Below are 11,416 nucleotides of genomic sequence, written 5' to 3'. Positions count from 1 at the left end.
GATGTGGGTTGCGACTACCAGCGGTAGTGCGCGAAGGCCTTGTTGGACTCGGCCATCTTGTGCGTGTCCTCACGCTTCTTGACCGAAGCGCCGAGGCCGTTGGAGGCGTCGAGCAGTTCGTTCATGAGGCGCTCGGTCATGGTCTTCTCGCGACGGGCACGGGAGTAGCCCACGAGCCAGCGGAGCGACAGGGTGGCGGCGCGGCCGGGCTTCACCTCGACCGGGACCTGGTAGGTCGCGCCACCGACACGGCGGGACTTGACCTCAAGGGTCGGCTTGATGTTCTCGAGCGCGCGCTTGAGCGTGATGACCGGGTCGTTACCGGTCTTCTCGCGCAGACCCTCCATGGCGCCGTAAACGATGCGCTCGGCGGTGGAGCGCTTGCCGTTGAGCAGCACCTTGTTGATGAGGGAGGTCACCAGAGGAGAGGCGTAGACCGGGTCAATGATGACCGGGCGCTTCGGGGCGGGGCCCTTACGAGGCATTCTTACTTCTCCTTCTTGGCGCCGTAGCGGCTGCGAGCCTGCTTGCGGTTCTTGACGCCCTGCGTGTCGAGGGAGCCGCGGATGATCTTGTAACGAACACCCGGCAGGTCCTTCACACGGCCACCGCGCACGAGCACGATCGAGTGCTCCTGCAGGTTGTGCCCCTCACCCGGGACGTAGGCAGTAACCTCGATCCCACTGCTCAGCTTGACTCGCGCAACCTTGCGGAGGGCCGAGTTCGGCTTCTTGGGGGTGGTCGTGAAGACACGCGTGCACGTACCACGACGCTGAGGCGACCCCGCCAGTGCGGGTGTCTTGTTCTTCTCGACCTTGTCCTGGCGGCCCTTTCGGACCAGCTGCTGGATCGTAGGCACCGTTTCTCCGGTTTCTTGTCTCGGTACAACTAACCTGGAACGTCGCCGACCCACGCGGTCGGGTGTGTCGAATACTGTCGACCGATCCCTCGCGAACGAGAGAGGCGACAGATTGCGGTGTCGAGACCCGGCTTCCGTGCTCCTGCGCTCTCCCCCGGCCGAAGCTGGGACGGTTGCGCGCACGGCAGCCTAGGGACACCCCAGGCACAAGGTCAGAGCGTACCTACCGCATGGGCTACGGTCAAAACAAATGCACACGCGAAGGACACGCCGGACTCCTCACGGCGTTGCCGCCACCGTAGTGGCATCGATGGCCAGGGGGAAGAAGGCCGCGCGCCATCCCCGACGGCCGCCGACGCTCCGCCCTACGGCACTCAGTGCCCGGTGGCGGCCAGCAGAAGGAACACCAGGAAGAACAGCGCCCAGGCGCCGATTCCCAGCCAGCCCAGCACGATCCCCGCGACGGCCTGACCGTCCCCGCGCTCGCCGGTACGGCGAATCTCCGCGCGCGCCTTGTGGCCGAGAATGACCGCCGGAATCGACGTCATCCCCCACGTCATCGGCGTCAGAATCCCGCAGACCAGCGCCCCCGTCGCCGAGCTGTTGGTGTGCACCGGCACCGGCATCTGCATCGGCATCTGCATGGGCATCTGCGTGAACGTCGCCGGCACCGGCCGCGGCGCGAACTGCGCCTGCGGCACCGGCCCCTGCGGGAGATCCGCAACCAGCATCTGCAGCTCGGCGTGGGTCTGCGCCTGATAGGCCCGGGTCATCCGCTGCTCGTACTCGGCCTGCTGAAGCCGCCCCTCGGCGAATCCGGCCTTCAGCACATCGACCGCACGCTCACGATCCGCATGCGAGGCACGCATCACCGGCATCTGATTCGCCGGCTGAACGGGCTGCCCACCCTGCCACGGCTGGAATGCCACTTCGCGAACCTCCCCCCGCTCGACAGTTCTCCCCATCTTCTCATCAGAGACGCAGAGATGGGAGGACAAGTTCCCTCGGGCGGCCGAACGTCACAGGCGAACGTCACAGCCGACCCCGGACCCGCAACGCCGCAGGGCGGCCACCCCGGTGGGGTGACCGCCCTGCGGTTGATGCGTATACGGCTTACTGGTTGTACGGACCGTAGTCGTAGTCCTCCAGCGGGACCGCCTGGCCGGAGCCGGTGCCGAAGGGCGAGTAGTCGATGTCGTCGTAACCGACGGCCGAGTACATCGCGGCCTTGGCCTCCTCGGTGGGCTCGACCCGGATGTTGCGGTAGCGGGACAGGCCCGTACCGGCCGGGATGAGCTTACCGATGATGACGTTCTCCTTGAGGCCGATCAGGGAGTCCGACTTGGCGTTGATCGCCGCGTCGGTCAGAACCCGGGTCGTCTCCTGGAAGGACGCCGCCGACAGCCAGGACTCGGTGGCCAGCGAAGCCTTGGTGATACCCATCAGCTGCGGACGGCCGGAGGCCGGGTGGCCGCCTTCCGCCACGACCCGACGGTTCTCGCCCTCGAACTTCGTGCGCTCCACCAGCTCGCCCGGCAGCAGCTCCGCGTCGCCGGACTCGATGATCGTCACACGGCGCAGCATCTGCCGGATGATGATCTCGATGTGCTTGTCGTGGATCGCCACGCCCTGGCTGTTGTAGACCTTCTGGACCTCGCCGACCAGGTGGACCTGGACGGCACGCTGGCCGAGGATCCGCAGCACGTCGTGCGGGTTGACGGCACCGACGGTCATCGGCTGGCCGACCGTGACGTGGTCACCCTCGCCGACCAGGAGACGGGCACGCTTGGAGACGCCGTAGGCCATCTCGTCGCTGCCGTCGTCCGGGGTGACGACGACCTTCTTGGTCTTCTCGGTCTCCTCGATCCGGACGCGGCCGGCCGCCTCCGAGATCGGGGCGACACCCTTGGGCGTACGGGCCTCGAAGAGCTCGACGACACGCGGCAGACCCAGGGTGATGTCGTCACCGGCCACACCACCGGTGTGGAAGGTACGCATCGTCAGCTGGGTGCCGGGCTCACCGATGGACTGGGCGGCGATGATGCCGACCGCCTCACCGATGTCGACCAGCTTGCCGGTGGCCAGCGAACGGCCGTAGCAGTAGGCACAGGTGCCGACCGCCGACTCACAGGTCAGGACCGAGCGGGTCTTGACCTCCTCGACGCCGTTGGCGACCAGCGCGTCGATGAGCACGTCACCGAGGTCGACGTTGGCCGGGGCGACGACCTTGCCGTCCACCACAACGTCCTCGGCGAGCATCCGCGCGTACACGCTGGACTCGACGTCGTCCGCCTTGCGCAGGACGCCGGCGGCGTCCTTGGACGCGATCCGCAGCTTGAGGCCACGCTCCGTGCCGCAGTCCTCCTCGCGAATGATGACGTCCTGGGAGACGTCGACCAGACGACGGGTGAGGTAACCGGAGTCGGCGGTACGCAGAGCGGTGTCCGCCAGACCCTTACGGGCACCGTGCGTGGAGATGAAGTACTCCAGCACGGTCAGGCCCTCGCGGAACGACGCCTTGATCGGACGCGGGATGGTCTCGTTCTTCGCGTTCGACACCAGACCACGCATACCGGCGATCTGCCGCATCTGCATCATGTTTCCTCGGGCACCCGAGTCAACCATCATGAAGATGGGGTTCGTCTTGGGGAAGTTCGCGTTCATCGCCTCGGCGACCTCATTGGTCGCCTTGGTCCAGATGTTGATCAGTTCCTGAGTGCGCTCGTCCTTGGTGATCAGACCGCGCTCGTACTGCTTCTGGACCTTCTCGTCCTGGGCCTCGTAGCCCGCGACGATGGCCTTCTTGGCCTCCGGCACGACGATGTCCGAGACGGCGACGGTGACGCCGGAACGGGTCGCCCAGTGGAAGCCGGCCGCCTTCAGGTTGTCGAGCGTCGCCGCCACGATGACCTTCGGGTAGCGCTCGGCCAGGTCGTTGACGATCGCGGAGAGCTGCTTCTTGCCCACCGAGTAGTCGACGAACGGGTAGTCCTCGGGCAGCAGCTCGTTGAAGAGCGCGCGGCCCAGGGTCGTCCGCAGGCGGAAGCTGTCACCCTGCTGCCACTCGGGCTCGCCCTCCTCCGGAACCGGCGGGGTCCAGCCACGGGGCGGGACGGTGCCGATCGGGAAGCGGATGTCGACCTTCGCCTGGAGCGAGAGCTCCTTGGCGTCGAACGCCATGATCGCCTCGGCGGCCGAGCCGAACGCACGGCCCTCACCGATGACCTTGCGCTCCTCTTCATCCGTGGTGAGGAAGAAGAGACCGAGCACCATGTCCTGGGTCGGCATGGTGACCGGACGGCCGTCGGCCGGCTTGAGGATGTTGTTCGAGGACAGCATCAGGATGCGGGCCTCGGCCTGGGCCTCCGCGGACAGCGGGAGGTGGACGGCCATCTGGTCACCGTCGAAGTCCGCGTTGAACGCGGTGCAGACGAGCGGGTGAATCTGAATGGCCTTGCCCTCGACCAGCTGCGGCTCGAAGGCCTGGATGCCCAGACGGTGCAGGGTGGGCGCACGGTTCAGCAGCACCGGGTGCTCGGCGATGACCTCTTCGAGGACGTCGTACACGACGGTGCGGCCACGCTCGACCATGCGCTTGGCCGACTTGATGTTCTGCGCGTGGTTGAGGTCCACCAGGCGCTTCATCACGAACGGCTTGAAGAGCTCCAGCGCCATGGCCTTGGGCAGACCGCACTGGTGCAGCTTGAGCTGCGGGCCGACGACGATGACGGAACGCGCCGAGTAGTCGACTCGCTTACCGAGCAGGTTCTGACGGAAACGACCCTGCTTGCCCTTGAGCATGTCGCTCAGGGACTTCAGCGGGCGGTTACCGGGACCGGTGACCGGGCGACCACGACGACCGTTGTCGAAGAGGGCGTCCACGGCCTCCTGGAGCATGCGCTTCTCGTTGTTCACGATGATCTCGGGCGCACCGAGGTCGAGAAGCCGCTTCAGGCGGTTGTTGCGGTTGATCACACGGCGGTACAGGTCGTTCAGGTCGGAGGTCGCGAAGCGGCCACCGTCCAGCTGCACCATCGGACGCAGGTCCGGCGGGATCACCGGGATGCAGTCCAGCACCATGCCCTTGGGGCTGTTGCGGGTCTGCAGGAAGGCGGAGACGACCTTGAGGCGCTTGAGCGCACGGGTCTTCTTCTGGCCCTTGCCGGTACGGATGATCTCGCGGAGGCGCTCGGCCTCCTCGTCGAGGTCGAAGGTCTCCAGGCGCTTCTGCAGGGCAGCGGCACCCATGGAGCCGTCGAAGTACGTGCCGAAGCGGTCACGCAGCTCGCGGTAGAGCAGCTCGTCGCCCTCGAGGTCCTGGACCTTGAGGTTCTTGAAGCGGTTCCACACCTCGTCGAGACGGTCGATCTCGCGCTGCGCACGGTCGCGCAGCTGCTTCATCTCACGCTCGGCACCCTCGCGCACCTTGCGGCGCACGTCGGCCTTGGCACCCTCGGCCTCGAGCTCGGCCAGGTCGGTCTCGAGCTTCTTGGCGCGGGCCTCCAGGTCGGAGTCGCGGCGCTGCTCGATCTGCTGGCGCTCGACGGAGACGTGCGCCTCCAGCGAGGGCAGGTCACGCGTACGGCGCTCCTCGTCCACCCACGTGATCATGTAGGCGGCGAAGTAAATGACCTTCTCGAGGTCCTTGGGCGCCAGGTCCAGCAGGTAGCCCAGCCGGCTCGGGACACCCTTGAAGTACCAGATGTGGGTAACGGGAGCGGCAAGCTCGATGTGGCCCATCCGCTCACGACGCACCTTGGCGCGAGTGACCTCGACGCCGCAGCGCTCGCAGATGATGCCCTTGAAGCGGACGCGCTTGTACTTACCGCAGTAGCACTCCCAGTCCCGGGTCGGACCGAAGATCTTCTCGCAGAAGAGTCCGTCCTTTTCGGGCTTGAGGGTGCGGTAGTTGATGGTCTCGGGCTTCTTGACCTCGCCGTGGCTCCACTGACGGATGTCGTCAGCGGTGGCCAGACCGATCCGGAGCTCATCGAAGAAGTTGACGTCGAGCACTATGCGTCAATCCCTCTCAGGGTTGTAAGTCTTAGGGGTCTGAAACGGGGGTCCTGGGGCCGGCCGGGGGACTCAGCTCGTCGCTGAGTCCCCGGCCGAACTCCCGTCAGACCTCTTCGACGCTGCTCGGCTCGCGCCGGGACAGGTCGATGCCGAGCTCCTCCGCTGCGCGGAAGACGTCCTCGTCGGTGTCACGCATTTCGATGGACATACCGTCGCTGGACAGCACCTCCACGTTGAGGCAGAGAGACTGCATCTCCTTGATGAGCACCTTGAAGGACTCGGGGATGCCGGGCTCGGGGATGTTCTCGCCCTTGACGATGGCCTCGTAGACCTTCACGCGGCCGGTCACGTCGTCGGACTTGATCGTCAGCAGCTCCTGGAGGGCGTATGCGGCGCCGTAAGCCTCCAGCGCCCACACCTCCATCTCACCGAACCGCTGGCCACCGAACTGAGCCTTACCACCCAGCGGCTGCTGGGTGATCATCGAGTACGGACCGGTCGAACGCGCGTGCAGCTTGTCGTCGACCAGGTGGTGCAGCTTGAGGATGTACATGTACCCGATCGAGATCGGGTCCGGGAACGGCTCACCGGAGCGGCCGTCGAACATCCGCGCCTTGCCGGAGCCCTTGACCATGCGCTCGCCGTCCCGGTTCGGGATCGTCGACTCGAAGAGACCGGAGATCTCGTCCTCGCGCGCACCGTCGAACACCGGAGTGGCGACGTTGGAGCCGGCGGCGACCTCGTCGGCACCGATGGAGTGGAGACGCTTCTTCCACTCCTCCTCGGCGCCCTCGACCTTCCAGCCCTGGCTGGCGAGCCAGCCGAGGTGGATCTCCAGGACCTGTCCCGGGTTCATTCGGGACGGGACACCCAGCGGGTTGAGGATGATGTCGACCGGGGTGCCGTCCTCCAGGAACGGCATGTCCTCGACCGGCAGGATCTTGGAGATGACGCCCTTGTTGCCGTGACGGCCGGCGAGCTTGTCACCGTCGGTGATCTTGCGCTTCTGGGCGACATAGACGCGGACCAGCTGGTTCACGCCCGGGGGAAGCTCGTCGCCCTCTTCGCGGTCGAAGACGCGGACGCCGATGACCTTGCCGATCTCACCGTGCGGCACCTTCAGCGAGGTGTCGCGCACCTCGCGCGCCTTCTCACCGAAGATCGCGCGGAGCAGGCGCTCCTCGGGGGTCAGCTCGGTCTCACCCTTGGGCGTGACCTTGCCGACGAGGATGTCGCCGGCGACGACCTCGGCACCGATACGGATGATGCCGCGCTCGTCGAGGTCGGAGAGGACCTCCTCGGAGACGTTCGGGATGTCCCGGGTGATCTCCTCGGGGCCGAGCTTGGTGTCACGGGCGTCGACCTCGTGCTCCTCGATGTGGATCGAGGAGAGGACGTCGTCCTGCACGAGGCGCTGCGACAGGATGATCGCGTCCTCGTAGTTGTGACCCTCCCACGGCATGAACGCCACGAGCAGGTTCTTGCCGAGGGCCATCTCGCCCTCTTCGGTGGACGGGCCGTCGGCGAGGACCTGGCCCTCGATGACGCGCACGCCCTCGTCCACGACGACCTTCTGGTTGAAGGAGGTGCCCTGGTTGGAGCGGGTGAACTTGGCGACGCGGTACGTGGTGTACGTGCCGTCGTCGTTGGCGACGGTGATGTAGTCCGCGGAGACCTCCTGGACCACACCGTCCTTCTCCGCCTTGATGACGTCACCGGCGTCGACCGCACAGCGGTACTCCATGCCGGTGCCGACCAGCGGCGCCTCCGCCTTGATCAGCGGAACGGCCTGGCGCATCATGTTCGATCCCATGAGCGCACGGTTGGCGTCGTCGTGCTCGAGGAACGGGATCATGGCGGTCGCGGCCGACACCATCTGGCGCGGCGAGACGTCCATGAAGTCCACCTCGTCGGCGGGGACGAGGTCGACCTCGCCGCCACGACGGCGGACCAGCACACGCTGCTCGGAGAACCGCATGTCGTCGCTGAGCTTGGCGTTGGCCTGGGCGATCAGGAAGCGGTCCTCCTCATCGGCGGTGAGGTAGTCCACCTCCTCGGTGACCTGACCGTCGACGACCTTGCGGTACGGGGTCTCGATGAAGCCGAAGACGTTGACCCGGCCGTACGACGCGAGCGAACCGATCAGACCGATGTTGGGACCTTCAGGGGTCTCAATCGGGCACATGCGGCCGTAGTGCGAGGGGTGCACGTCACGGACGTCCAGGCCGGCCCGCTCACGGGAGAGACCACCCGGGCCCAGCGCCGACAGACGACGCTTGTGGGTCAGACCCGACAGCGGGTTGGTCTGGTCCATGAACTGCGACAGCTGGCTGGTGCCGAAGAACTCCTTGATGGAGGCGACGACCGGCCGGATGTTGATCAGGGTCTGCGGCGTGATCGCCTCGACGTCCTGAGTCGTCATGCGCTCACGCACGACGCGCTCCATACGGGCAAGACCCGTACGGACCTGGTTCTGGATGAGCTCGCCGACGTTGCGCAGACGGCGGTTGCCGAAGTGGTCGATGTCGTCGGTCTCGACGACGATCGACCGGCCGGACTCGCCCATCGTCTCGGTCTCGCCCGCGTGCAGCTTGACCAGGTACTTGATCGTCGCGATGACGTCATCGGTGGTCAGCACGCCGGCGTCGAGCGGCTCGTCGCCGCCGAGCTTCTTGTTGACCTTGTAGCGGCCGACCTTGGCGAGGTCGTAGCGCTTGGGGTTGAAGTAGAGGTTCTCGAGCAGCGTCTGCGCGGCCTCGCGGGTCGGCGGCTCACCCGGACGCAGCTTGCGGTAGATGTCCAGCAGCGCGTCGTCCTGGCCCTGGGTGTGGTCCTTCTCCAGGGTGGCGCGCATGGACTCGTACTCGCCGAACTCCTCGAGGATCTGCTCGGTGGTCCACCCGAGCGCCTTGAGCAGGACGGTGACGGACTGCTTGCGCTTACGGTCGATGCGCACACCGACCATGTCGCGCTTGTCGATCTCCATCTCCAGCCAGGCACCCCGGGACGGGATGATCTTGGCGGAGAAGATGTCCTTGTCGGACGTCTTGTCGATGGAGCTGTCGAAGTAGACACCCGGCGAGCGGACCAGCTGCGAGACGACGACACGCTCGGTGCCGTTGATGCAGAAGGTGCCCTTGTTGGTCATGAGCGGGAAGTCGCCCATGAAGACCGTCTGAGACTTGATCTCGCCGGTCTCGTTGTTGGTGAACTCGGCAGTGACGAACAGCGGAGCCGCGTACGTGAAGTCGCGCTCCTTGCACTCGTCGATGGAGTTCTTCGGGGGCTCGAAGCGGTGGTCGCGGAACGTCAGCGACATCGACCCGGAGAAGTCTTCGATCGGCGAGATCTCTTCAAAGATCTCTTCGAGACCGGACTTGGTGGGAACTTCCTGCCCACTCTCCAGCGCAGCCTCGACGCGACCCTTCCATGCGGCATTGCCGAGCAGCCAGTCGAAGCTTTCGGTCTGCAGCGCAAGGAGGTTCGGAACCCCGAGGGGCTCCTTGATCTTCGCAAAAGAGATGCGCAGCGGGGCAGTGCTGTCGCCGTTGTTCGTATTGGCAGTCGAGGCGTTGCGCGAGGCGGCCAAGAGGGGGTCCTTCCGAGGGCTCGGACTCACTACGCGCGTACCGGTCCCGAACGAGCAGAGTGAGAGAAAGCCCAGGTCAGGGCGTATCATTCAGCAATGCTCAGGCTCGGGTATGCCCCTGGTGACGGGCAGGGAGCAGCTAACAGGCAGCGCAAAGGGTCAGTGTAGCCACTTGGCACACTGATGTCCAGAGCGAGTTTCCGGAGACCGGTTCATCGCCGTGATACCGATCTTCTCCCTCCGGGAGGGCGTGTCCTCCTCGCCGGAGGGGCCCCTCGTTGTTCTTCTCTTCGCCCAATGCCCTGCGCCTGCCGAAAGCCCTTGCGCCAGTGGCGCACACCGATGCTTCCCTCTTCGTCCGCGATCCATGCCTCGAACCCTGGATCGCTTCTGCGTCGCGTCCCGAGAATTGCGCGCCGCGTGCGGTTCGTCAAGGCCCCCCACCTCAGGGAGATCGTCACATGGGGGCACGTCCGGGCAACGAAGATCACCATACTCGCACTCCACCGCGAGGCAACGCAGCCGTGGCGAGCACGCCGAAGGGCGACCACCCGCATGGGTGATCGCCCTTCGCAGTGTCCAGAGGCGCCACAGGCGCTCAGGACGTGAGCCCGAGGCTCACACTGGGGTCACTTGACCTCGACGGAGGCGCCGGCGCCCTTGAGGGCCTCGGCGGCCTTCTCCGCGGCGTCCTTGGCGACCTTCTCGAGGACCGGCTTCGGGGTGCCGTCGACGAGGTCCTTGGCCTCCTTCAGGCCCAGGGAGGTCAGCTCACGCACGACCTTGATGACCTGGATCTTCTTGTCGCCGGCGCCGGTGAGGATGACGTCGAACTCGTCCTGCTCCTCGACCTCGGCGACCGGGGCGCCCGGGGCACCGGCGGCAGCAACGGCGACCGGGGCGGCAGCCTCGACGTCGAACTTCTCCTCGAAGAGCTTCACGAACTCGGAGAGCTCGATGAGGGTCATCTCCTCGAACTGCGCGAGCAGGTCTTCCTGGCTGAGCTTCGCCATGGTGGCGGTCCTTCCACTAATTCGGCTGGTGCCGGATGTACATGAATGGCGGGCGTACGGGCCCGCTGGGCAACCGAGTGGTTACTCGGCAGCCTCGGCGGGAGCCGGCGTACCGGCACCGCCCTGCTCGACCTTGCTGCGAAGCGCCTCCGCGGTGCGGACGAACTTCGTGAGCGGGGCCTGGAAGGTCGCCGCGGCCTTGGCCATGGACGCCTTCATGCCACCCGCCAGCTTGGCGAGCAGAACCTCGCGGGACTCGAGGTCCGCAAGCTTCTTGATCTCGTCGGCGGTCAGCGCCTTACCGTCAAGGACACCGCCCTTGATGACGAGATTCGGGTTCTCCTTGGCGAAGTCACGAAGACCCTTCGCCGCCGTGACCGGGTCACCGGTCACGAAGGCAACTGCGGTCGAGCCCTTGAGGTGCTCGTCCAGCGTGATCCCGGCCTCATTGGCCGCAATCTTGGTCAGCGTGTTCTTCACCACACGGTACTGAGCGTTGTCACCGAGCGAACGGCGCAGCTCCTTGAGCTGCGCAACGGACAGTCCGGTGTACGCGGTCACAACAGCGGCGTTGGAGTTACGGAACTTGTCCGTGATCTCCTCGACAGCTGCGACCTTGTCGGGCCTCGCCATGAGCCTCGGCCTCCTTCCGGGTGATGAGGACCGCGCAGAAGGGGCTGGGCAAAACAAACGCCCCGGCGCAGGCGCACGGGGCGTACTCGACCGGAACGGTATCCGTCCGGGAGTTCATCCATACACACCTGCGCAGGCCGTCCGCAGCTAGCGGATCCTTCGGCCGCCACACGCCCGATATCGGACGCGCAGAGACAACCAGCGGTCTTTGGCTTCGTCGGAAGGGTACGGGAACGGCCCGCGGTCAGGCAAATCGGCGGAGCGGGGGCATCCTCGACGCCCCCGCTCCGCTACTGCTCGCTACGC

Annotated in this window: 7 protein-coding genes; all 7 read right to left on the bottom strand. The window is 66.0% G+C overall.

The annotated features are described in order from the left end of the window. Positions 1 to 14: 14 nt before the first annotated feature. The 7 genes from rpsG to rplJ all read right to left on the bottom strand — a co-directional run bounded on the left by rpsG (position 15) and on the right by rplJ (position 11,110). Positions 15 to 485, bottom strand: coding sequence for a 30S ribosomal protein S7 (rpsG, locus tag ACZ4S3_RS34775; RefSeq protein ID WP_467941806.1), 471 nt, complete (start codon positions 483 to 485; stop codon positions 15 to 17). A 2-nt stretch (positions 486 to 487) separates the two neighbouring features. Then, a complete protein-coding gene (gene rpsL / locus ACZ4S3_RS34770) occupies positions 488 to 859 on the bottom strand; it encodes a 30S ribosomal protein S12 (protein ID WP_030062899.1) in 372 nt (123 codons plus the stop codon). A 374-nt stretch (positions 860 to 1,233) separates the two neighbouring features. Beyond that, positions 1,234 to 1,728, bottom strand: a complete 495-nt coding sequence (locus ACZ4S3_RS34765) for a DUF1707 and DUF4190 domain-containing protein (protein ID WP_467941849.1) — start codon at positions 1,726 to 1,728, stop codon at positions 1,234 to 1,236. 244 nt (positions 1,729 to 1,972) lie between these two features. Next, the gene (locus tag ACZ4S3_RS34760) at positions 1,973 to 5,872 is read right to left on the bottom strand and encodes a DNA-directed RNA polymerase subunit beta' (protein WP_467941804.1); all 3,900 of its coding nucleotides are present in this window, start codon (positions 5,870 to 5,872) and stop codon (positions 1,973 to 1,975) included. Positions 5,873 to 5,978: 106 nt separating this feature from the next. Then, the gene (gene rpoB / locus ACZ4S3_RS34755; protein WP_467941802.1) at positions 5,979 to 9,464 is read right to left on the bottom strand and encodes a DNA-directed RNA polymerase subunit beta; all 3,486 of its coding nucleotides are present in this window, start codon (positions 9,462 to 9,464) and stop codon (positions 5,979 to 5,981) included. 629 nt (positions 9,465 to 10,093) lie between these two features. Further along, positions 10,094 to 10,477 (bottom strand): 50S ribosomal protein L7/L12, encoded by a 384-nt coding sequence (rplL, locus tag ACZ4S3_RS34750; RefSeq protein ID WP_467941800.1) that lies wholly within the window; start codon positions 10,475 to 10,477, stop codon positions 10,094 to 10,096. A gap of 81 nt (positions 10,478 to 10,558) precedes the next feature. After that, positions 10,559 to 11,110: a 50S ribosomal protein L10 gene (rplJ, locus tag ACZ4S3_RS34745; protein ID WP_467941798.1), complete on the bottom strand. Its 552-nt coding sequence runs from the start codon at positions 11,108 to 11,110 to the stop codon at positions 10,559 to 10,561. Positions 11,111 to 11,416 lie beyond the last annotated feature (306 nt).

The organism is Streptomyces sp. NPDC028368 (assembly GCF_055565615.1).
Note: the sequence above shows the minus strand (reverse complement) of the source record. Positions and strands in the feature narration are given on the sequence as shown.

Excerpts from the sequence above, each read along its gene's own strand:
- rplL (WP_467941800.1), bottom strand. The coding sequence starts at position 10,477 with ATGGCGAAGCTCAGCCAGGAAGACCTGCTCGCGCAGTTCGAGGAGATG.
- rpsG (WP_467941806.1), bottom strand. The coding sequence starts at position 485 with ATGCCTCGTAAGGGCCCCGCCCCGAAGCGCCCGGTCATCATTGACCCG.
- rplJ (WP_467941798.1), bottom strand. The coding sequence starts at position 11,110 with ATGGCGAGGCCCGACAAGGTCGCAGCTGTCGAGGAGATCACGGACAAG.
- ACZ4S3_RS34765 (WP_467941849.1), bottom strand. The coding sequence starts at position 1,728 with ATGCGTGCCTCGCATGCGGATCGTGAGCGTGCGGTCGATGTGCTGAAG.